Raw genomic sequence first — 21649 nt, 5'->3', positions numbered from 1 at the left:
ATCACACTGAATTGGTCGTGAGTGAAACGATTACGCTGATTGACGGAGCTTGTGATAGTGCTCACTGGCCGGTACGAACGTGTCAGTCTGCGGGTCGTAGACGTCTACCGTGCCGTGGGCGATATCATAAACCCAGCCGTGCAACTCCAGGCTGCCGGTAGCCAGCTTCGCGAGCACCGCCGGATGCGTGCGCAGGTGATTAAGCTGCAGCTTGACATTCTCCTGGGTCACCGCATCCACAGACTCACCCCCTTCTTTACCATCTCTTGCACGTACGCTTTCAACAGCGCCGCGGGCGTGATCCAGCCAGTCCTGGACATGGGGCAGGTCTGAGAGCGCCTTCAGGTTCAGGGCACCTTTCATCGCCCCGCAGTCGCTGTGGCCACATACCACAATATGTTCGACCCCCAAGGCTGCGACGGCAAATTCGATAGAAGCGGTCACTCCTCCTGCAGAGCGCATGTGTGGGGGGACAATATTGCCTGCGTTTCGAATAATAAATAGGTCGCCCGGCTCAGTCTGAGTCAAAAGGTTAGGGTCGATCCGGGAGTCCGAGCAGGTAATAAAAAGTACTTCCGGGCTCTGACCATTGGCGAGTTCGGCAAACAGCGCTTTGCGCTGCTCGTATGTGGAAGATTGAAAACGAGCAATGCCGGTAATCAGCTTATCCATAACTTAAACCCCTTATAAAGAAAATTTGGTCTCAAGGACCATCAACACAGTAGGGGTTTAAGATAGCAATGAAAATTGTCTTAAATGAGAGTTCGCTATAGATTTTATCTATCACTCACGCGCTGGGTATATGGATTTTATCTATCACTTCCGCTTTATATTGACAATTAAACCTATCACGTATAACCATGTCAGTTGTTTAAATAGAAGCGAACTTTAAGTCATGGATTCACTCGAAAACCTGACCCTCAAGCAGATCCGCTACTTCGCGGCGGTGGCTGAATTCGGCAGCTTCAGACAGGCTGCATTCCGGCTCAATATTACCCAGCCGACTCTCAGCAACCAGGTTGCGGCGATGGAGAAAGCCCTTGGCGTTCAACTGTTTGAAAGAACACGCAAGGGAATAAAGAGCACCCCCCAGGGGCGTGAACTGCTTCTCAGCGCCAGCCGGATCCTGGAGGAGGCTCAAGGGTTCGCAACCCAGGCCTCGCTGCTGTCCGGGGGCGGCATGGGCACGTACCGCCTGGGTGTGACACCCACACTGGGGCCCTATCTGCTGCCACATATCCTGCCAACCATTCATGACCGCTTCCACGGATTGAAGCTTTATGTACGGGAAGATGCGCCCAGCGACCTGGAAACCGGGCTGATCAACGGTCAGCATGACCTGATTCTCTCCACCCTTCCCATTATGTCTACCGAGCTGGTGGTGGCGCCCCTGTTCCGGGAACCACTCAAGCTGGCACTGGCCAAAGACCATCGGCTGGCCGGCAAGAAGCGCATCAACCGTATGGATCTGCTCGGCGAACCCGTACTGACCATCAGCGAACACCATCTTTTTCACCGCCAGATCACCGAGCTTTGCGAGCGGGTCGGGGCCGTGGTGCGCCGGGATTACGAAGGCACCAGCCTGGATACCTTGCGTCAGATGGTGGTTATGGGGATGGGGATCTCCTTTCTGCCAGCCCTGTATGTCAGATCAGAAATCCACGGTAAAAATGAGTTACGAGTGGCGGACGTGGAGGGCATCAATGTGGTGCGTAGTCATGCGCTGGTGTGGCGAAACACTTCACCGGTACGTAACTTTTATCGGGAACTTGCCGAAGTGATCCGGGCAATCGTCGAAAAGGACCTGATCGATACCGTGCTGCCCGCCAGCCACATCAAAATGAATCAACGGGCCAAGTGATCGTCGCTGGTTGACGGCGTTCCGGGCCGCCTGACAAACGCCCTGCCATCCTTCACCAGCCACCGGGCCAGTATAGCCAGACACCCCACCAACAACAGAAAATACAGCGGAAAAGCTTTCAGTGACTGCACAAAAACCACAGTCTGCAGGTTGCCATCCGGAACCGCGCCACTCGATTGACCTCGAAGCACTGCAATCAGCGCCGTATACAGCAGGCTGGCCGTACCCAGCCCCAGGTTAAGAGCCAGTCCCCGGAAGCTCAGCACCGTGGCCCGATGGGCGGAGTCAACTTCCCGATTAATATAGTAGCTGGACTGAAAGCTCACCATGCCCATCATGGCGAAAGCTGCCACGGCAAACAACACACCGAACCAGGGGATAACCAGAGTCAACCCCAGCAACCCGGCCATCAATACCAGGGACAACAGGCCAAAATTGAATAACGGCGAGTGGTGAGAAACCAGGTAGCGGGACAGCCGGGCATTGGCAACACCAATCAGTGCCATACCGGCGCCGATGAAACCGAACCACGCGGTGGGGATGTCGATCACGCGGTAATACTCGCTGGCCAGCACGACAAACTGTCTCGCCACGCTGTCCAGCACCAGAGCCGCCAGAATTATAAACAACACAAAGCGATGATTTATCGTCCAGCGGCCGGCTGCAAGTATCTGACGGAATGGTTCCAGAACTCCTGACAGGCTGAGATTTTTTTGGACAACATCGCTACCGGCCCGTTCAGCCACTTTAGCAGTGTCTATCTCTTTCAGCCCCAGGGTGGTCCACAACAACAGGCAGGCGGTGCAAAATGTCAGGATTATCGGCAACTTGATAACCCATTCAGGCTCGAGGCGCAGAGCCAGGCCAAGCATGGCGGGCAGCCTGTTGACCAGCGAGGCATCGTAAACCAGTGCGCCGATAATCATGGTACTGAAGAAGCCGATCGATACCATGCGGGTGGTGCGTTCCAGCAGTTGCGCCCATTCCTTCTCCCGCCCCAGACTCTTGAGGGAATCGTAGGCCAGGGCTTCGTCGGCGCCGCTGGCAGCCGCCTCGGACAGGCCCGAACAAATCCGATTGACCAGAAAGGCCAGAAACAGAATGGGGGAGTCGCCGACCGGCACCCAGACCAGTACCGCCATCTCTATCACCATCAATACGGAGGCGTAAACGATCAACCGCTTGCGGCCCAGGATATCTGCCAGCGCACCGGACGGTACTTCGGCAAGCACGATGGTCAACGCCCAGACCATGTTGAGAATCGCGAACTGTTCCAGGCTCAAACCGTAATCCAGAAACAGCACGGTAAAAACGGGGTAGTAAAACCGGGCGCTGTACAACACCCTGAAAAGCACAAATCTGCGCAGATTACCTTCCAGGGATTCGGTCGTCGGTTCCGCTGTCAGGCTATTTTCCTCCGCCAGGCGGCGATGGCCTGGCCGATCTCGTGTGGCGAATCCTCCTGAAGGAAATGGTTGCCCGCCACGGTCACCTCATCCTGGTTGGGGAACTGACGACAGAACTCCCGCTGGGCGCCGGTCAGTATCGCGCCAGGCTCAGCATTGATGAACAACTTGGGCACGTCGCTGCGGCTTAACCATTCTCCATACTCGGCGACCAGGCTTACCACGTCTTCAGGCTCGCCTGCGATGGGAATCTGGCGCGGCCAGCTGAGGGTGGGACGCCGGTCTTCGCCGGGTTTCTGGAACGGCCGGCGGTAAACCTCCAATTCTTCATCCTGCAGCTTACGCAGAATAGAGCCCGGCAGGACTCTTTCAACAAAAGTATTCTTCTGCAACACCATCTCTTCGCCGGCTGGCGAGCGGAACCCCTGAAAAATCCCCCTGGCGGCCTCCGGCCATTCATCCCAGGTCAGCGGCCTGACTATCCCCTCCATGTAGCAGATACCCTTAACCTTGTCCCGGTGCCGATTGCACCAGTCGAAACCAAGCGCCGATCCCCAGTCATGGATGACCCAGGTCACGTCGTCCTCGACGCCCAGCGCCTGCAGGGCCCCATCGAGGTAGTCCCGGTGCTCGGCAAACCGGTAGCTGTGCGGTCCCGACTGGTCCAGCTTGTCAGACCTGCCCATCCCGATAAGATCGATAGCCAGACAACGTCCCTGATCCGCCAGATGCGGCATTACGTTGCGCCACAGATAGGAAGAGGTGGGATTACCATGCTGAAAGACTATCGGAGCTCCCTCACCAAGTTCGACATAAGCCATTCGCTTACCTTTTACCTCGACGAAGCTGGCAGGTAATTCTGCGCTGCTGATCATTGAATGTCGCACCTCTATGGGGAGAATCTGAGAATCCCGACTCTACAGCAGAGTTTCCACCAGCAAAAGACCCTTCTCGGCAGACTCGCCGGTAACCGGTGAGGATGCTTGAGACCACAGTTGGTCTGCTATAAGCTTCAGGGATCCGGTCATCGGTGGTCGTTTGCACCACACCGGAACCACCCTCCCTTAACCACAAGAACGAAGGTGTAATCATGCGCTTCAGAATTCTGCTCTGCCTGCTGGCCTCGCTGGCCCTGTTTAACAACGCTGTCGCCCAGAATCGACTGACGATAGAAAGAGTCAAAGAGGGTCTTTACAACATCATGGGGCCTGGTGGCAACGTGGGTGTCCGGGTTACCTCCGAGGGCGTCATTCTCATCGACGACAAATTTCCCGAGGATTACGAAGAAATCCAGCAGCTGGTCAGCCAGGTCAGTGATCTGCCGGTCCGGTATGTGATCAATACCCATCATCACGGCGATCATTCCGGCAGCAACGAGAGTTTCCTCAGTGTGGCCGAAGTCGTGGCACATCAGAATGCCCGCGACAACATGGTACGCGCCGACCAGGCCGGGCAGCCCCGCGTGGTATTCACCGATGAGACAGCCGTCTATCTCGGTGGCGTCGAGGTTCGCGCATTCTATCTGGGCACCGGGCACACCAATGGTGACGCGGTGGTATATTTCCCGGATCTCGACACAGTGCATGGAGGCGACCTGTTGCACGGCACGGCGCCCTTTATCGATTACGCAAATGGCGGCAGCAGCCAGGGTTGGGTAAGCACCCTGAACAATATCCTGACGCTGGATTTCGACACGGCGATCCCCGGGCATGGAACGGTGATGAACCGGGATGACGTGATCGGCTTCAGAAATCAGATGGAGGCGGTGCGCCAGCACATGGCCAACCTGATCAGGAACGGCATGCCCAAAGGCGAAGCGCCGGTGCGGATCAGAAGCGAAGCCCTGAGCTGGACCATGGCGGAGAATGGCCTGTTCATGCAGCGCAGCATTCCGGGCTTTTACGACGAAGTAGCGGCGGAGATCCGCCGTTAGGACTGTCGCTTCGATGGCCACCCTGGTTGCTGAGAAGGGCGAGCTGCAAGGCAGTTTCGGCAAAGCAACGAAGTCACTGCCTGTTGTTTAACCAGGCAGTGACCCTCGCCGGGTCTGAACGGGTTTCAGGCCCGCTTCCATGCAGGCTTGCCTGAGCAGGACTTGTTGCCGGCAAGCCCGGATAGCGCTGCTTCAATCCGGCGCCTCTGTCTAAAGAGCCTCGGATTAAGTTGCAAGCATCTCTTTCTGTTATGCGTTACTTGTGTTTTACGTTTATTCCTATTCTCCCGCGACTATTACTTCAGCTTCCTGCGTCTCTGTAATCTTCTCTAGTCGTCTTCCCTGTGCCTTTTCCGATAACGAAGATAGCTGCGCAGGAACCAGCCAAGCACGATTCCGGTCAACAGGATCAGCAGGATCATGAGCGATCGCGGCATGCTGGTAGACCAGAACAGAAACTGAATCTCAACGGTGGCAACATTCTGAAATATAAAGAGTAATGCCAATCCGATCAGCACCAGGATGGTTGTCAGCCTGCTGTTCTTGGCCATGTAATTTTCCTTAAGTCAATGTAAGCAGGCCAACGGTAAACAGGTACAGCAGCAAAATCAACAGACTTTCCAGACCGATATTGGCGATTCCTTTGCGTTCCCGGTACATAAGCCCCACCAGCAACACGGTAACCATCAGCAGGCAGGCGCCCAGCCAGACTCTTTCGGCAAACTCCACTGCCCTGTAGATTGGCCCGTCGCGGTAAAAAAGATCGGCCACCGCAACAAACAGGGTATCGAAAGCATTGCCGCCAATAATATCGCCCACCGCCAATGAGAGCGCACCCAACCTGACCGCAGTGATCGCCACGACCAGCTCCGGTAACGAAGTGACGATGGCGATAAACACGCCGCCCATGATGCCGGCAGAAACATCGGTCTTCTGCACCAGCACCAGCCCGGCAGTCGCTGCCAGCCAGCCGGCACCGCCCACCACAGCCGCACAGACGCCAAAATCCAGGAACAGCAGCCTGCGCCTGGCGCGGAATATTCCAACCTGGGGCAACTTCCTGCTTTCCCGCTCGGTACCCGGGGTAAGCCTCGGCAACCACATGGGTTTCTCATGAACGTCGGCAAGCAGTCTGACACCGAACAGATAAACGATGACCATGAGGATGGACAACGGGTGTACGGCACCGACACTGTAATCGGGCATGATGAACGCGAGATTGAGCAGACACAGCAACAGCAACAACTGCACGGACATCATCAGGTTTTCCGCGGACGCCGCGGCAAATTCCAGATTGGCTTTCCGATAAACCATATCGGCCAGCACCAGAAACACAGTCTGCGCCGCTATTCCTCCGAGGGAGTTGCTGACGGCCAGGCTGGCATCGCCAAACCAGGCCGCGGTGGCCGAGGCAATGATTCCCGACAGCGAGGTGGTGGCACCGATGAAGACCGCCCCCATGAACGCCTGGCCCAGCCCGGTGGCTACCGCCAGGTCGCGGGCCAGATGGGTCATCCGTATCCCGAACACGGCAATCAGGACTCCCGCCAGCATAAAAAGCAGCACGGTTAACCAGAGCGTACTGTTGATCAGATAGTCAGACACCGTTCGATTCTACAGCAGAAACCCATTGGCCTGAATTTATACTCCCGTTGGACAAAGAGAAAGCCAGCTCTGGAGAAATTGCGGATTATCGTGAAACACCCTAATCAGCAGCAATAAGCCGTTCAGGTTTGCTTAAGTTTCACGCCGATAGTATTTTCCACATCACTTCGATTGCTGCGCTAGTGGAATCCGCCGGCAAGGTTTACTGACACAGAAGATGGAATGCAGAAATGGAAAGTTATGATGCGATACTGGGCACCCTCGCCCTGACCATGGGTGCCTCCTGGGCGAGCGGTATCAATCTGTATGCTGCGCTACTGGTCCTTGGTCTTGGTGGCATGACCGGCAGCATAGACCTGCCACCGGATCTTGAGCTGCTGGCCAACCCACTGGTGGTCGGTGCTGCCGGCCTCATGTACCTGGTGGAATTCGTGGTAGACAAGGTTCCCGGCGTGGATTCAGCCTGGGACGGCTTGCAGACTTTTGTCCGCATCCCCGCCGGCGCCCTGCTGGCGGCCGGCGCTGTCGGTGACGTAACCCCGGTAATGGAACTGGCAACCGGCCTCATGGGCGGCAGCCTGGCGGCCACCAGCCATTTCACCAAGGCCGGCACCCGGGCGCTGATCAATACCTCGCCGGAACCGGTGACCAACTGGAGCGCTTCACTGGCCGAAGACCTCGCCGTGTTCGGCGGCTTGTGGATAGCCCTCAACAACCCGGTTCTGTTCCTGGTGCTGCTGGCTGTGTTTATCGTCCTGGTTATCTGGCTCCTGCCGAAAATCTGGCGTCTGTTGAAAGCGATTTTCCGCAAGCTGGGCAGCTGGCTGGGTTTGGTCAGGGGGCCTGCCCCACAACCGGCCCTGGAACTGGAGACAGCAGCCACCCGAATGGTGGACGATATCGCCGGTCAGATCGGCTCGCTGCAGAAACTTCACCAGTCCGGTAGTCTTACCGATAGCGAATTCGAGCAGGCCAAGAAACGTCTGCTGGGCGGTTGACGTCAGTCTTCCGCCATATGGTGCCGGGCATCGACGGGGCGCATCAGTGCATTGGCAACCAGAGCGATGGCCAGCAGAGCCGCCATCAGCACCATGGTGGAATTGTACAGGCCGCTGGTGGGGTCGGGTGTCCCTGGCGGTGCGATCTCCATAAGCCTGGCGATATTGACCGAGTTCTGCGCCACCAGCAGCTCCAGTTGCTCTACCGGGGCCCCGAACTGCGCGCGGAATACTGCCGGATCAATCCGGCCGACCAGGTCCTCAATGGCGCTATTCACAGAATTCTGCCGCAGTGACGTAATGGCCAGAGGGCCAAGCACGCCGGCTGTGCTCCAGGCAGTCAGAATCCGACCGTGAATCCCACCCACGTAACGGGTCCCGAAAATATCTGCAATATAGGCAGGGATTGTGGCGAAACCACCTCCGTACATGGTGAAGATAAGCATCGTCGCAGCATAAAAATACACCAGCCAGATAACCGACTGATTGACACTGACCTGTTGCGCAGAAAAAGGGACCGAAAGGTATAAAACGATTCCGAGCACAAAGAAAATCCAGTAAGTGTTACGCCTTCCGATGTAGTCGGAGGCACTGGCCCAGACAAACCGCCCGACCATGTTGAAGGCGCTTATCATCACCACGTAAGTGGCGGCAAAGCCGGCATTCACCACCCCGGGCAAGGTGGAGCCAAAAATCTCGGTGATCATGGTACGCGCCACACCCAGCACCCCGATCCCGGCGGTGACATTCAGACACAGCACTATCCACAGTTGATAGAACTGGGGAGTCTTCAAAGCCTGATCAATATCCACATGATGGCTGGAAATCAGAGCCGAGCGGGATGACGGCTCAGGCTCCTGCCAGCCAGCAGGCTTCCATCCCGGCTGCGGCAGTCGATAGGAAAATGCAGCCAGCAACATGACAGCCAGGTAAATAAGACCGATGACCAGAAAGGCTCCGGCCACTCCCGAGGCACCGGTATCCACCAGATAAACCCCCTCGGGCCCGGGCAGGGTCATATCCCGCACTTCATTGGCGCCAACCACCACAACCTCGCGCAGCTGGCCGCCGATTTCAGCAAACCGGCGGCCGGCCTGGGTTACCAGGCTGACATCAGCGACATTTCCCAGGTAGTCCGGCGCCCGGTAGAACAGCCTGATGAAGTACTCTTTCATGGGAGTCCCGATCATGGCGCCGCCACCGAAACCCATGATGGCCATACCGGCCGCCATGCCACGGCGGTCGGGAAACCAGCGGATCAGCGTGCTGACCGGCGAAACGTAACCCAGGCCAAGACCGCAGCCGCCGATCACGCCGTAGCCCAGATACAGCAGCCACAGCTGGTGGGTCAGAATCCCCGCCGCGCCGACCAGATAGCCGCCACCCCAACAGAAGGCCGAAACCACACCAACCTTTCTCGGTCCAACCCGCTCCAGCCATTTACCCCCAAAGGCGGCAGCCAGGCCCAGAAAAACAATGGCAACGGTGAAAACCCAGACCACCTGGCTAAGGCTCCAGTCATCCCCGGCACTGGCAACCACCCCGTAAACTCGCGTCAGGGAGGGGTTGTAAATACTCCAGGCATAAACCGAACCGATACACAGGTGAATGGCGATGGAGGCCAGCGGCACCAGCCAGCGGTTGTAACCGGGCGGCGCAATAATGCGTTCTCTGGATAGAAGTCCTGACATCTGGTAGCCCTCCGCGGCTGTATTCTTGTTATTTTTAGCGCCCGTGTAGCGAAAGACTCCGCTCTCAGCTCACTGCTGCCAGCCTGTCCTCGTTGATCTGGTCAGCCCGTCGGTAGGCCGGCCGGTCAGTTGCCCGCGCAACGTAGCTTTCAAACTCGGCGCGCTTGGGCACGCCGCCGAATAACATGCCCCAGCTGAGGTGCGAAGCCAGGTAAACATCCGCCGCGGTAAACTGCTCACCACACACGTAAGTACTCTGTTGCACGGCGAGGCCAAGCGCATGTAACACTTCCTCGTGGCTGCCGAACCCGACAGTGCCTCTGCGGTCTTCCGTAACCACCCAGCCCATCGCGTTGACAGTAATGGATTGCTCCAGTGGCCCGGCGGCGAAGAACAACCAGCGGTAATAATCCGCCAGTCCCGGCTCGTTGCTTGAAGGTATCAGGCCTTTCTCCGGGAATCGAGCGGCCAGATAGGCACAGATAGCCGGGGTTTCCGTAATGACTTTGCCGGCATGTGTCAGCGCCGGCAGCTTGCCCATGGGATTCACCGCCAGATAAGCGTCTGACCGGGTCCCCTCGGGACCGTAAGCAAGCCACTCAATCCCGTAGGGCTCGCCGAGCTCTTCCAACATCCAATGGGCGATGCGGCCGCGGGATTGCGGATTGGTATAAAAGATCAGGTCCGACATGGGTTACTCCTCATAGTCTGGGGCGCGCGGCTTAGACGACTCTCTGTCTCCTCAGTCACCCTCTGCCCGGTGAGTTGCCGGCCGTTCTGATGTCCTGTCACGCACCGTTTCAGTCAATACCGGCCAGACAATACTGGACTGACCCAATGTTCGCACTAATTTTTTTGCCCACCAATCCCCGGGCAACATGGAAGGCCTCAGCGGTTATTTACAATTCGAGCCCGATCAGAGTAGGCTGCAGAAAATCAACAACCACGAGCCTGCCCATGTCCGCCATCACAATCTACTATTCGCCCCTGTCTGTCGCACTGGCCACTTTTATAGCGCTCGAGGAAGCTGGCGCAGACTACGAACCCCGCGTCATTGATTTCAAGACTGCCGAGCAACGCTCGGAACAGTATCTGGCAATAAATCCCAAAGGCCGTGTGCCGGCCCTGGCGACCGAGCGCGGCATAATCACGGAAACACCGGCGATTCTCGCTTACATTGCCCAGACCCATCCCGCAGCGGGACTGGCGCCGCTGGATGACCCGTTTGCCTTCGGTCAGCTACAGGCGTTCAACAATTATCTCTGTGCCACCGTGCATGTTGCCCATGCCCACCGACTCCGGGGCAGCAGGTGGGTTGACGACCCGGCGGCGATCGAGGCGATGAAAGAGAAAGTTCCCCAGACCATGACCGAGTGCTTCACCCTGATCGAGAATGAGCTGTTCCGTGGCCCCTGGGTCATGGGCGATAACTATTCGGTCGCCGATGGCTACCTGTTCACGGTGACCCAGTGGCTGGCGGGAGACAGTGTGGATGTCGAGCAGTTCCCCAGCGTCGCCGACCACAGTCGGCGGATGCAGGAACGACCCGCTGTGCAGCGGGCCATGAAGTATCGGCAGGTATCCTGACCCTCGCCCACAGCGCATAAAATCGGCGCGGCTGGCTGTAGTTTCTCAAATTGAATGTCTTGCCAGTCGGGCGTGTTTTTGGTCAGGGTTGATGGCAGATCGGTTACACTTTTTGAACGCTCACAGATTGGACAGTGATACAGAGTGGCTTCGAGCGGCGCGGCCGGCAGGGGGTTCTGTGGGCTGCGGACCGCGCCCGTCCCGGGTGCCTTCTCTCTGAAAAATGCCCTGGAAAACGGTCATTTTTCGCCGCTCAGCGCTGGTCCTTGATTGCAGCCCACAGAACCCCCTGCCGACCACGCCTTGGCACTAAGTGCCACTCGCTATTCAGTGCTCCCGAAAAAGACCGAAGCGACTGCAATCCGTTGAATGGGCAATGGTGTAAAGAAAGAACTATTGCACTCTTTCTTCAATACACTGAGATTTAAATTTCGCACTGAGCACCACCCCGGGGGGGAACCTGCTGACGGAGCGATCAAAACGCAGCACCGACTGACCGAGTGAGACCGTTTTCCAGGGCTCACGACCGAGGGAGGGAATCCCGGAGGGATGCACGTTGCTCCGTCAGCAGGTTCCCCCGGGGTGGTGCGGCCTCTAAAACGAACGCTGACTGAAAAGAACCTTGCCACTAAGTGGCACTAATTATTCAGTGACCTCGAAAGAGACGGAAGCGGTTACAAGTCGATGTAAACGCGGAGCTACGAAGAAAGTGCCGTCGCGCTCGTGCATCAATGCACAGTGATTGAAATCTCGCACTGAGCGCCAGCCCGGGGGAATCTGTCGATGGAGCGATCAAAACGCAGCACCGACTGACCGAAGGAGACCGCCTGCGGGCTCCTGACCGAGGGAGGGAACCCCGGAGGGGTGCGCGTTGCTCCGTCGGCAGATTCCCCCGGGGTGGTGCGGTCTCTAACAAGGACCTTTATAAGAACCAGAACTGTATTCCTTCGTGTTAGAGCGAACCAGAACAAGTCCCACTAGCAGAAACACATAAAAACAGACACACTGACGAACCGGCTCTGCGCTTGTGTAATTAACTGACTTGGGTTAGAAAGGCATCCAAACAGGAACGACACTCTCCAGGAAGGCGCATTACACCCAATGAGGAACCACCATGCACGCATTTAAACACCTGACAACTCTCCTGGTCGCCACCAGCCTGCTGGCGCTGGCGGCCTGTAACCCGGCTCCGGAACTGGACAGCGAGGTTCTGGCCCAGGCCGATATAATGAATCTGCGGGCACCGGAAGCGACTATCATGTCCAGCGGTCAGCCGACTCAGGAACAGTTTCAGATTCTGGCCGAGTCCGGCGTCAAGCACATCATCAACCTGCGCACTCCGGAGGAAATGGAGTGGGATGAAGGCGCCCTGGTTCGTTCGCTGGACATGGAATATCACTCCATCCCCGTGGCGGTTTCGTCCGGCATAACCCGGGAAAACGCCCAGGCCCTGTTTGAACTGCTGGAAGACCTGGCCGGCGAGCCGGTTGTTATCCACTGCGCGTCCGGTCAGCGGGTCGGGGCTCTTATCGCCCTCTCCGCGCAACAGAACGAAGGTATGGATGCAGAGGCAGCCATGGAAGAAGGCCGTCGCTGGGGATTGAGCAGTCCGCGACTGACCCCGGTAGTCAGTTCCATCCTGGCTGAAACACTGTAGAGAGTTGCTCTGCCGGGCACCCTGCACTGACGGGGTGCCCGAAGGACAGCCCCACTGCAACGAAGTCTTTGCCGCCCAGGGCTGAACCACCCGGAAAATGTGGTCGTAGCAACGGTTTGGCGAGACAATCGGCGATACACATCGGTCACGGTCTGTCATAATACCCCGCTACCATTTAAAGGGCTCCGATGCTTCGGGGCTGGACAGTGCCGACTGGGGGTAAGAATGCCCGCAACGGCGAACAACAGGGACTATTGAGGAGATTTTTATGCTACGTAAATTGCTACTGCTTGCCGCCGGCGGACTGCTTGTTTCGTTGTCGGGCCTGGCAAGTGCTCAGTCCGATATCTATTACGCGGCTCACCACGACTATCGCGTGGAGACTGTGGCCGAGGACCTGGTTCAGCCCTGGTCCGTCGCCTGGCTGCCAGGCGGTGACCTGCTGGTTACCGAGAAGCCTGGCCGGTTGAGGATTGTCAGGGATGGCAAACTGCTGCCGGAAGCCGTGCCTGGTGTACCCGAAGTGCTGTACAACGGCCAGGGTGGCCTGTTCGAGGTACTGCCTCACCCTAATTTCAGCGATAACCGCTGGCTTTACCTGAGCTACTCCAAGGAAGTCGGCGACAGCTCAACCACCGCGGTAGTACGCGGTCGTTTCGAGAATGACCGCTTAAGCAATGTGGTAGAGATATTCGCTGCTCAGGCCAGCGGCAGACCCGGTCACTACGGCGGCAAGATGGTATTCGATGGCGAAGGACACCTGTTCCTGACCCTGGGAGACCGCCAGGCAGATCCCAACGAAGATCAGGCCAACCATCCCGCCCAGGATACAACCAATCACCACGGCGTTATCGTGCGCCTTAACGAAGACGGTAGCGTGCCCAGTGACAATCCCTTCGTAGGCAGCAACGATGCCCTGCCGGAGATCTGGAGCTACGGCCACCGCAGCCCCCAGGGCCTGGTGATTCACCCGGAAACCGGTGACCTGTGGATGACCGAGCATGGCCCACAGGGCGGTGATGAACTGAACCGTATCGAGCCGGGCAAGAACTACGGCTGGCCGGTAATCGGTTACGGACTTAACTACGTATCAGGCAGCCCGATCCATTCCGGTCTCTTCAAAGAAGGGATGGAGCAGCCGGTTCGCTTCTGGGTTCCGTCAATCGCCACCTCCGGCCTGATGGTCTATACCGGTGACAAGTTCCCCATGTGGTATGGCAACATCATGGCTGGCGGCCTGGCCGGTGAACAACTGGCGCGCCTGCAGCTGAGCGATGACTACCGCAGCGTGGTCGTCGAAGAGACTCTGGCCTATGGCATGGGCCGCATTCGTGACGTGCGACAAGGTCCGGACGGTTACATCTACCTGGCCATCTCCGATCGTCGCGGCGACCCTACCTCGCTGGTGCGTCTGGTGCCGGCCGACTAGGTTGATCCGGCAGAACCAGGGCGAAAGCCAAGCAAAGAAAAAGGACCCCCAGGGGTCCTTTTTTTATGGGGGTTCAAATGTCGCCCACCCTTATCTGTCCTTACCTGTCCTGTCCGGATGCACGGTTAAGCAATGCCGGAATCAATGCAGGTGCGCCGGCAGGCTGTTGAAAACGCGATTCGAGGCGGGCATTACAAGGCAAAATCAGGTGGTAAGCGACATTCATCACCAATGGAAATGGGCGTGTTGGACCAGCATCTCAGACTGTAACACCGCGCAGGCAATAGCTCGCGGGTCGGCCAGTGCTCTGTAAAGCCTGAATTTACGGGTTCCGCTGATCTGTCGGCGTGCATGGCAAGGCGTGCCTCGCCGGCGATGGCCACGCCCTTGTCAAGAGCTGCAACGAAGCTGGCGGGCACCATGGGAACGCTGAAGCCGTAAATTCAGGCCTTACAGAGCATTACTCCCAGTCCCAGCTTTGCAGGTCGCTGAGGTACTCGTAATCAGTCCAATCGAATTTCAGTGGCGTGATCGTGATATAACCCTGTTGCCAGGCCCAGGTATCGCTGCGGGTATCGGTGGCAGGCTGGAGAGTCCGGGTGCGCCGATAGGTGGCGCCGCCATCCTCCTCTTCGATCAGTTCGTAGCCGTCAAAAGACAGGTAGGACTCACCCATCTGTCGGACCACCACACCCCGGATGTCACCGCTAGGAATATTCACCGAAATCACCACGTCCTGCGCAAAGCCCTGCCCCCGCAGTCTTTGCACCAGGTCAGCGGCAAAGCGGGCCGAGGCTTGCGTGTCGACACCTGTGGTGTCCTGGGATATCGCGATGGACGGAATGCCGTGATACTGGGCTTCCATGGCGGCGCCTACAGTACCTGACAAATGCGCGACGTCCCCGACATTCGCGCCTTGATTGATGCCCGACACCACCAGATCGAAGGGCTGCTCCGCACCAGGCACCAGAATTGCCCAGCGCACGGCGTCCGCCGGCCTGCCATGCACTGCGTAACCGAACAACCGGGCGCCCCGCCGTACTTCCTCGACCAACAGATCTTCGCCCGCAGAGGCGTGACTGCTGCCAGACTGATTCACCGCAGGCGCCGAGACCAGAACCTCGACACCGGGTAAACCCTCAAGTGCCTGCGCCAGCGCCGCCAGTTGAGGAGACTGGATGCCATCGTCGTTGGAGACCAGAATTCGAAAGTCCTGGGCCTGAGCGGACTGTGTCAGCAGCCCTGCCATCAGCACGGCAGTCAACCAGAAAGTCACTCTGAATTGAGATTTCACGCCAGTCCCTCCTTTCATTACAGCAGATAGTCCAGAATCAGATTGGTGGATTCGATGATGCGTTGATCCCGCGGTCTCAGATCGGGTTCAAAGGCCTTGCCCGTTATATGCTGCAGGCCCTGAATATAGCGAACGGCTATTTCGTTTACCTGCTCGAAACTGAACTGCTGGCTGGCTTCGGTGACCATCCCGCGGGCAAACTCCTTGGAAAAGGAAACCGGTTTGCCGTCGCGGGCCAGTGGCTGTCCGTTTTCGTCCTTGCGCCAGAAGCGGCTGGAATCCATGGTGTAAAGCTCGTCTGCGGCCACGATATCCCCTTTCGCATTGATGCCATGCTCGGTCTTGGTATCCACCAGGATCATGCCTTTCTCTGACAGGTACTGAGCAACCATGCCAAAGGCCATGAGCGAAGCGTTGCGGATCCGGGTGTATTGAGCCGGTGAACACACTCCGTTATCGAAAAGGTACTGTGGGTCAATGGTCCGATCCACCTTGTCCTTGGTGCTGGGGGTATCCATGACATAGGGGAGCGCGCCACTAGGCTCCAGCCGGTCAACCTCTATCTCGTGACCGGAAAAATTCAGCGTCTTCTCACCCGCGGCTTTGGCTTTCAGCCAGTGCTGATATAACGAGGTAGAGGTACTGCTTTCGGCATTGTAAAACCGCAGCACGTTCTCCAGCGGAATCAACTGCAGGTTTTCCGCCGGTATCACCGTGGATGCCGGCAATAGATTCGGGACTTTGAACTGGGAAGAACCCAGCACCGGTTCTACCAGTTGCAGCATATGATCGTGGTTGTAGGCAAGCACCTGATCCTTGAACGGAATCGAGCCGCGATTAACGTCATGGGTCGAAATGCGGTTGTTGCGATACATCAGCCGGAGCGGCCTGCCGTCCCGGGTAATGAGACCATCGCCCAGCACCGAATCAGAAACCTTTCCTTCCAGAATGGTACAGCCTTGAAGGCGCGCTATATCGCCGTCTCCGATTATCTGACGGATCGTCCGCCCTTCCTGAACCCGCGGGCCGAACTCGGCAACCAGCTCGCGTATCTCGTTCTCACTCAGCATGGGATAACCTTTGGCGGCGGGTATTCCGGGCGGGAATCTCTCGGTACTCGTTGCACTGTTCTATAACCCGCTCTGTATCCAGCTTTATGACCGACCTGGTGGCCGGGGTACTGGTAAAGCCAGGCGGGCCAGTCAGATAAATCGGTCGGAAAAGAGGGCAAGCATAGAGTAAAGAAATACAGACTACAACATGACGTCCAGCCCTTGGCGGCGTGGTGCTGGCGGGTCAATCGTCCTGGGCCAAGAAACGTGCTTTCACCCTGTCAGGCGGCAGTTCTGGGTGCCGATTGCTGCGCATTTCTCCCGCGCGATCGGATAACAACGCTGCTGACACTGACCAGGGCCCGCTCAAGTGCCTGATAGGCATCGACATCGTGACAGTTGACAACATGCCGGAACCCGGAACGTTCCAGAGCCCTCAACTTACAGAGATAGGCGGCCGCGCTGCCGCCGGACCTGTTAACAACGCTAAGGGACAGCTCGACCCTGGTGAAATCCACCGGCAGGAAGGCGAGCACCCCGATCGCCCGGTTACGGGCCGCTTCACTCCAGGGTTCGAAGACCGGATTATTGATCTGCAGATCGAACATTTGAGTACCTCGCTGACGTTACTGTTTCGACTATAGGGCTGCGCCGGCACAGCAATAAATCAGTTTCTACGGGTGAATTTATTCGGGATATCCGAACCATTGCGGCAATTAAAACGTATTTACTTGATATTTGGCTGGTTTCATACTGCCTGCCTGGGTGATGATTCCGCTATCCCTGCCGGGCTCATGCCAGGCCTGCGCCAGATACAGAAGCTGATCTTACGCGGCGTAAGCAGTCTCAAGGTCCTGAAGCTCAGGTTCAATATGCTCGACAGCAGAATGGCCAGGAATACCGACAATGCGACACCTTAATTACAACCACCTGCTCTACTTCTGGACCGTGGCCCGGGAGGGAAGCATCGCCAAGGCCACCGAGAGCCTGCATCTGACGCCGCAGACCATCAGTGGGCAGCTCAAACTGCTGGAGGAATCAGTGGGCGAGCCCCTTTTTCAACGCGTCGGCCGAGGGCTGGTTCTGACCGAAACCGGCCACCTGGTCTATCAATACGCCGATGAAATCTTCACCCTGGGCTCGGAACTGTCGTCGCGGATCAAGACCGGCAGAGTGGTCATTCCGGCAACCCTTACTGTCGGAATCGCCAATTCCATTCCCAAGTTGATCGCCTACCGGGTGTTACAGCCCGCTCTTGATTCCGAGATGCCGATCCGCCTGGTATGCCGTGAAGGCAGCCTCGAGGCACTGCTTGGTGAGCTGGCCGTCCACCAGCTCGACCTGATTGTCTCGGACTGCAGCATACCCAGTGGGTTGAACGTGAAGGCTTTCAGCCATTCCCTGGGTGCCAGCAAGGTTGCCATGTACGGCAAGGCCGAGCTGGTGAACAGCCTGAATAAAAACTTTCCCAAATCTCTCGACGGCGCCCCCATTCTGCTGCCGACCCGGGACAACCCGATCCGACGCGGACTGGAGGACTGGTTTGACCAATGGGACATTACTCCTTCGGTAGTCGCCGAGTTTGAAGACAGCGCGCTGATGAAGGCCTTTGGTGCTGCGGGCACCGGTCTGTTCCCGGTACCGTTCACCATCGGCCGTGAAGTGGAGAGAATGTACAGCGTGGAGCGGGTTGGTGAACTGATTCCGGTCAGTGAAACTTATTTTGCCATCTCTCCCGAGCGCAAACTTCGCCACCCTGCTGTAAAACGCATCATCGATACCTCACGGCAATTGATATTTGAGTGATGCGCCTGCCCGCCAATGCGGCAACCGGCGCGTCACTGCTTCAGGGGCTCCCCAGATTGCGGTGCTTGCGCTGCCTCAGCAGCGAGCGCTTCAAACGAGTCAGAGCACCTTCCAGGGCGTTGGTGAGATCATATTGCTGACTGCTGACCAGATGCCATTTGCCATGCTGCTCCAGCGCGCGCAGATCGCAACGGACCACCTTGCCTGACAGATCAGACGAAGTACCGCTTTCGATTACCGCTTCAAGAACCCGGACACTGGCCAGCGATGAGCCCAGCGTGACATAGATTCTGGACTCAATCAGCGGGTCCATGGCAGGTTCAATGGAATTCCTGATCGATATGGTGGACATGGGCCTACTCCGAATTGGGAGCGATTACTATAGAGAAACGTCGGGACCTGGAAAATGCGGTAATCTGGTGGACTAAGTTCGTATATACCGAAGCTGGCCGGCGACGGAATGGCCCTGACCTCAGTTCTGTATCAAGGGCAAAGAACGGGCAACGCACTCCGGAAGCAGCCTGTCTGAGCCCGGCATGCCGCAGCCCCGTGCCCGCACCCCGCTACCCCTCCGGATCCGGGCTTTCATCGAAGATCCGGGCTTGCATCGGAAATATCGATCAGAGCCATCTAAATTATTCGTTTTACTGATTGGACCACGCTGACTAGACTCTCTATCCGTTAAGTACCCGGGGCATGGGCCCCGGAATGATCGACTCGATGAGGGAAATAGAATGTTGAAGAAATCAATATCTGTAGCAGTCATTGCCGCGATGGGCATGACATCGCTGGCGCCGCTGAACGTGGCGCTGGCGCAGCAAGACATGGTGGGTAATGAGTACTGGTGGCCGAACCGTCTCGACCTGGACGCTCTGCGTCAGGAAGCCGTTGGTGCCAACCCACTGGGCGATGACTTTGACTATGCGGAAGCTTTTGAAAGTCTCGAACTGGACGAGGTTGTCGCAGACCTTGAGCAGCTCATGACCACGTCACAGAACTGGTGGCCGGCAGACTTCGGACACTACGGTCCGTTTTTCATTCGTATGGCCTGGCATAGCGCCGGTACTTACCGCACCATCGACGGTCGCGGCGGTGCCGATGGCGGCTACCAGCGCTTTGCCCCACTGAACAGCTGGCCTGACAACGCCAACCTGGACAAGGCCCGCCTGTTACTGTGGCCGATCAAGCAAAAATACGGACGGGCGCTTTCCTGGGCGGATCTGATGATCCTGGCCGGCACTGTGGCCATGGATTCGATGGGCTTTGAGACTGCGGGTTTTGCCGGTGGTCGTGTCGATGACTGGAAGCCCGAAGCCGTTAACTGGGGCCCTGAGGGTGAATGGCTGGCAGCTGATCGCCGTGACGAGAGCGGCCGTCTGGAAGGCCCTTTTGGCGCGACACAGATGGGTCTGATCTACGTCAACCCGGAAGGTCCCGGCGGTAACCCTGATCCGCAGGCCGCAGCCGATGCCATTCGCGAAGCGTTCGGCCGCATGGCCATGAACGACGAAGAGACAGCCGCATTGATCGCCGGCGGTCACACCTTTGGTAAAGCTCACGGTGCCGCCAGCCCCTCGGACTACGTAGGCCCGGAGCCTGAAGCGGAGTCACTGGAAGCCCAGGGCAAAGGCTGGCTGAGCAGCTACGGCAGCGGCAAGGGTGCCGACACCATCACCAGCGGTCTTGAAGGTGCCTGGACATTCAATCCGGCAGCCTGGACGCATAATTACCTGGAAAACCTCTACGCCTATGAGTGGGTTCAGACCCGCAGCCCGGCAGGTGCTGTCCAGTGGGAACCCGCTGGCGGTGCAGCAGCCAGTCTTGTCCCGGATGCTCATGATCCTTCTCAGCGCCATGCCCCGATGATGTTTACCACGGATCTGGCACTCAAAGTTGATCCGGCTTACCGGGAAATCACCTCCCGCTGGCTGGAAAACCCGGCAGAGTTCGAGGACGCCTTCGCGCGCGCCTGGTTCAAACTGACCCACAGGGATCTGGGCCCCAGCTCCCGTTATCTTGGAGACCTGGTACCCGAAGACACTTACGTCTGGCAGGATCCGATTCCGGAAGTGGACTACGACCTGGTCAATGAGCGCGACGTGCGACGCCTGAAGTCCGATATTCTGGATTCAGGCCTGACAGTGCCGGAACTGGTCCGGGCAGCCTGGGCGTCCGCGTCCACTTACCGGCAGACCGACATGCGCGGTGGTGCCAATGGCGGCCGAGTTCGCCTTGCTCCGCAGCGTAACTGGGAAGCCAATGACCCTCAGGAACTGGCTCGGGTGATTGAAGTTCTGGAGGGTATACAGGAAGACTTCAATGGTGGCCGGGGTAGCAAGAAGGTATCCCTGGCTGACCTGATCGTACTTGGTGGCGCCGCTGCTATTGAGAAGGCGGCCGAAGACGCTGGCTTCGAAGTCGAAGTGCCCTTCATCCCGGGCCGTGGTGACGCTACCCAGGAAATGACCGATGTAGAGTCCTTCTCTGTGCTTGAACCACAGGCCGACGGGTTCCGGAACTACTTCGAAAACGGCAACAGCCGTTCGCCAGCAGAAATGCTGATCGAAAAGGCCGCACTGCTTGACCTGACCATCCCTGAAATGACAGTTCTGGTGGGTGGTATGCGAGCACTGGACGCCAATACCGGCGGAGCCAGACATGGTGTCTTCACTGATCAGCCCGGCACACTGAGCAACGACTTCTTCGTCAACCTGCTGGACCTGTCCACCGAATGGAGTCAGACAGCCATGCCGGGCCTTTACGAGGGCTCCGACATGACAACCGGCCAAATCAAGTGGACGGCAACCCCGGTAGACCTGATCTTCGGTTCCAACTCTGAACTGCGGGCGGTTGCCGAGTTCTATGCTACCGACGATGCACAGGAGCAGTTCGTGCAGGACTTCGTTGCTGCGTGGACCAAGGTGATGACCCTGGATCGCTTCGATCTGGAAGGGTAATCACTCCTGGAGGCGGGGAGCCCCACCGGGGCTCCCATCGCGACTTCCCGGTCAAGCCGTGAACCGCAGACATACGCTGAAGCCTGCTGATCAGCAGGTAAACAGCCAGGCAGGAAGATAACTGAAAGAACTTTGGATAACGGCGACCCGGATGGGTCGCCGTTTTTTTTTGCCAACCCTGGCAGGCAGGCAACGAGAGCCCGTTGAACAACCCCATGCCCTGCCTTTCGGCCCGCAGGGCAGCCCCAACGCCCGCAACTGGCAGTACGGCCCTCGCCAACACTGTATTCAAAGCACTTAACAGCAGGTTTGCACGCCAGCGAAGCAGCCTGCCATAGACGAGCCGGCGCCGTGGATACAGCACCTCCAGCAG

Annotated in this window: 20 protein-coding genes; 9 read left to right on the top strand and 11 right to left on the bottom strand. The window is 57.6% G+C overall.

The genetic code is table 11. The features are described 5' to 3' along the window. Nucleotides 1–30: 30 nt before the first annotated feature. On the bottom strand, nucleotides 31–672 hold the full coding sequence (locus tag R3F50_09705; GenBank protein MEZ5490578.1) for a carbonic anhydrase: 642 nt from the start codon (nucleotides 670–672) through the stop codon (nucleotides 31–33). 223 nt (nucleotides 673–895) lie between these two features. On the opposite strand from R3F50_09705, the gene R3F50_09700 reads away from it, so the two are divergent. Then, entirely contained in the window at nucleotides 896–1861 is a 966-nt protein-coding gene (locus R3F50_09700; GenBank protein MEZ5490577.1) for a hydrogen peroxide-inducible genes activator, read from the top strand. Here the strand turns inward: R3F50_09700 and R3F50_09695 are convergent. Together R3F50_09695 and R3F50_09690 are read right to left on the bottom strand one after the other, a co-directional pair. Further along, nucleotides 1846–3216, bottom strand: a complete 1371-nt coding sequence (locus R3F50_09695; protein ID MEZ5490576.1) for an MFS transporter — start codon at nucleotides 3214–3216, stop codon at nucleotides 1846–1848. The two genes, R3F50_09700 and R3F50_09695, sit on opposite strands and share 16 nt — an antisense overlap. Nucleotides 3217–3263: 47 nt before the next feature. Further along, nucleotides 3264–4142, bottom strand: coding sequence for a haloalkane dehalogenase (locus tag R3F50_09690; GenBank protein MEZ5490575.1), 879 nt, complete (start codon nucleotides 4140–4142; stop codon nucleotides 3264–3266). Nucleotides 4143–4357: 215 nt separating this feature from the next. Between R3F50_09690 and R3F50_09685 the strand changes: the two genes are divergently transcribed. Further along, nucleotides 4358–5200, top strand: a complete 843-nt coding sequence (locus R3F50_09685; protein ID MEZ5490574.1) for an MBL fold metallo-hydrolase — start codon at nucleotides 4358–4360, stop codon at nucleotides 5198–5200. A 329-nt stretch (nucleotides 5201–5529) separates the two neighbouring features. Here the strand turns inward: R3F50_09685 and R3F50_09680 are convergent, their stop codons facing one another. Then, the gene (locus R3F50_09680; GenBank protein MEZ5490573.1) at nucleotides 5530–5751 is read right to left on the bottom strand and encodes a LapA family protein; all 222 of its coding nucleotides are present in this window, start codon (nucleotides 5749–5751) and stop codon (nucleotides 5530–5532) included. Between the two features lie 10 nt (nucleotides 5752–5761). Further along, nucleotides 5762–6805, bottom strand: a complete 1044-nt coding sequence (locus tag R3F50_09675) for a sodium:calcium antiporter (protein ID MEZ5490572.1) — start codon at nucleotides 6803–6805, stop codon at nucleotides 5762–5764. Between the two features lie 230 nt (nucleotides 6806–7035). Between R3F50_09675 and R3F50_09670 the strand changes: the two genes are divergently transcribed. After that, nucleotides 7036–7803, top strand: a complete 768-nt coding sequence (locus R3F50_09670) for a DUF4126 family protein (GenBank protein ID MEZ5490571.1) — start codon at nucleotides 7036–7038, stop codon at nucleotides 7801–7803. Between the two features lie 2 nt (nucleotides 7804–7805). Here R3F50_09670 and R3F50_09665 read toward each other — a convergent pair whose 3' ends face one another. Next, nucleotides 7806–9494, bottom strand: a complete 1689-nt coding sequence (locus tag R3F50_09665; GenBank protein ID MEZ5490570.1) for an OFA family MFS transporter — start codon at nucleotides 9492–9494, stop codon at nucleotides 7806–7808. A gap of 64 nt (nucleotides 9495–9558) precedes the next feature. Then, nucleotides 9559–10185 (bottom strand): glutathione S-transferase family protein, encoded by a 627-nt coding sequence (locus R3F50_09660; protein ID MEZ5490569.1) that lies wholly within the window; start codon nucleotides 10183–10185, stop codon nucleotides 9559–9561. A gap of 266 nt (nucleotides 10186–10451) precedes the next feature. Between R3F50_09660 and R3F50_09655 the strand changes: the two genes are divergently transcribed. From R3F50_09655 to R3F50_09645, 3 genes are all read left to right on the top strand, one after another. After that, nucleotides 10452–11081: a glutathione S-transferase family protein gene (locus R3F50_09655; protein MEZ5490568.1), complete on the top strand. Its 630-nt coding sequence runs from the start codon at nucleotides 10452–10454 to the stop codon at nucleotides 11079–11081. A gap of 1114 nt (nucleotides 11082–12195) precedes the next feature. Continuing rightward, the gene (locus tag R3F50_09650) at nucleotides 12196–12738 is read left to right on the top strand and encodes a protein tyrosine phosphatase family protein (protein ID MEZ5490567.1); all 543 of its coding nucleotides are present in this window, start codon (nucleotides 12196–12198) and stop codon (nucleotides 12736–12738) included. A 268-nt stretch (nucleotides 12739–13006) separates the two neighbouring features. Further along, nucleotides 13007–14167, top strand: a complete 1161-nt coding sequence (locus R3F50_09645; protein ID MEZ5490566.1) for a PQQ-dependent sugar dehydrogenase — start codon at nucleotides 13007–13009, stop codon at nucleotides 14165–14167. A gap of 460 nt (nucleotides 14168–14627) precedes the next feature. On the opposite strand, the gene surE is transcribed toward R3F50_09645, so the two are convergent. The 3 genes from surE to R3F50_09630 all read right to left on the bottom strand — a co-directional run bounded on the left by surE (nucleotide 14628) and on the right by R3F50_09630 (nucleotide 17121). Continuing rightward, nucleotides 14628–15461 (bottom strand): 5'/3'-nucleotidase SurE, encoded by an 834-nt coding sequence (surE, locus tag R3F50_09640; GenBank protein ID MEZ5490565.1) that lies wholly within the window; start codon nucleotides 15459–15461, stop codon nucleotides 14628–14630. Between the two features lie 17 nt (nucleotides 15462–15478). Further along, entirely contained in the window at nucleotides 15479–16531 is a 1053-nt protein-coding gene (locus R3F50_09635) for a phosphoribosylaminoimidazolesuccinocarboxamide synthase (protein MEZ5490564.1), read from the bottom strand. Nucleotides 16532–16794: 263 nt separating this feature from the next. After that, nucleotides 16795–17121 (bottom strand): hypothetical protein, encoded by a 327-nt coding sequence (locus R3F50_09630; GenBank protein MEZ5490563.1) that lies wholly within the window; start codon nucleotides 17119–17121, stop codon nucleotides 16795–16797. Between the two features lie 99 nt (nucleotides 17122–17220). Here R3F50_09630 and R3F50_09625 point away from each other — a divergent pair, with 99 nt between their 5' ends. Both R3F50_09625 and nhaR read left to right on the top strand, forming a co-directional pair. Beyond that, a complete protein-coding gene (locus R3F50_09625) occupies nucleotides 17221–17433 on the top strand; it encodes a hypothetical protein (GenBank protein ID MEZ5490562.1) in 213 nt (70 codons plus the stop codon). Continuing rightward, a complete protein-coding gene (nhaR, locus tag R3F50_09620) occupies nucleotides 17420–18319 on the top strand; it encodes a transcriptional activator NhaR (protein MEZ5490561.1) in 900 nt (299 codons plus the stop codon). Before R3F50_09625 ends, nhaR begins: the two co-directional genes overlap by 14 nt. A 40-nt stretch (nucleotides 18320–18359) precedes the next feature. Here nhaR and R3F50_09615 read toward each other — a convergent pair whose 3' ends face one another. Then, the gene (locus tag R3F50_09615; GenBank protein MEZ5490560.1) at nucleotides 18360–18671 is read right to left on the bottom strand and encodes a hypothetical protein; all 312 of its coding nucleotides are present in this window, start codon (nucleotides 18669–18671) and stop codon (nucleotides 18360–18362) included. Between the two features lie 427 nt (nucleotides 18672–19098). Between R3F50_09615 and katG the strand changes: the two genes are divergently transcribed. Beyond that, on the top strand, nucleotides 19099–21276 hold the full coding sequence (gene katG / locus R3F50_09610) for a catalase/peroxidase HPI (protein MEZ5490559.1): 2178 nt from the start codon (nucleotides 19099–19101) through the stop codon (nucleotides 21274–21276). Nucleotides 21277–21649: the final 373 nt, after the last annotated feature.

The sequence above is a fragment of the Gammaproteobacteria bacterium genome, from assembly GCA_041395725.1.
GTDB lineage: Bacteria > Pseudomonadota > Gammaproteobacteria > Pseudomonadales > Pseudohongiellaceae > NORP240.
The sequence above is the reverse complement of the archived record's forward strand: the minus strand, read 5'-3'. Positions and strand labels throughout refer to the sequence as shown.